Source organism: Arhodomonas sp. KWT (assembly GCF_010993615.1).
This window is the reverse complement of sequence record NZ_WNXE01000750.1, coordinates 1-816: the sequence shown is the minus strand read 5'-3', so window position 1 is coordinate 816 and position 816 is coordinate 1. Positions and strand designations below refer to the sequence as shown.

Genomic DNA, 816 nt, shown 5'->3' with positions numbered 1-816 from the left:
GCGCCAGCGGGTACTCACGGTTCCGCCCTGCCATCGGTCGGGCGAAAGGCGGTTCTGGAGAGAAGGCGGTTCCGGCTCATGGTCTGCCTCATCCGCGGAGCCATTCATCCGTGTCGATGCTAGACCCCGCATGGAGGTCATCCATGACCCAGATCACGCCGTGGCGGCGATGGTTGCCGCCATGGCGGAATGGCCGGGAAACTGGGGCATCGTCAGCCAGTACGGTGCTCGGAGGGCGGCAATGGCGGGACGACACACCGACCCGCTGCTCGGGGTCATGCCCGGAAGCAGGCACCTTCCCCCACCAGCGGCACCGCCCGCCGCCACAACCGTCCTCCCCGGGGCGGGACGTCGCCTCGACCTGCCCGCCGGCCCGATGCACTACCTCGACGCCGGCGACGGACCCGCGGTGATCATGGTCCACGGCAACCCGACCTGGTCGTTCCTCTTCCGCGACCTCGTCGCCCGGCTGTCGGCGACGCACCGTTGCGTGGCACCGGACCACCTCGGCTTCGGCCTCTCCGGCACACCGGCGGATCGTCCCTGCCGCCCCGCGGAGCACGCGGGACACCTGGCCCGGCTGGTCGAGACCCTCGGCCTGCGGCGGATCGTCCTGGTCGGTCACGACTGGGGCGGACCGGTGGCGCTCGCCTACGCCGCGAGCCGCCCCGACAACGTCGCCGCGCTGGTGCTCAGTAACACCTGGGCGTGGCCGGTGCACCGGGATCCCCGCCTGGCGGCCTTCGCCGCCCTGGCCGGCGGACCGCCCGGCCGATGGCTGATCCGGCACCACGACGCCCTCGTCCGCGCCCTGCC

Annotated in this window: 1 protein-coding gene; it reads left to right on the top strand. The window is 72.7% G+C overall.

What is annotated here, in order from left to right; translation table 11 throughout:
* Positions 1-241: 241 nt before the first annotated feature.
* Positions 242-816, top strand: a 575-nt coding sequence (locus G7A99_RS22160; protein ID WP_163144157.1) for an alpha/beta fold hydrolase, incomplete at its 3' end; no start/stop codon positions are given.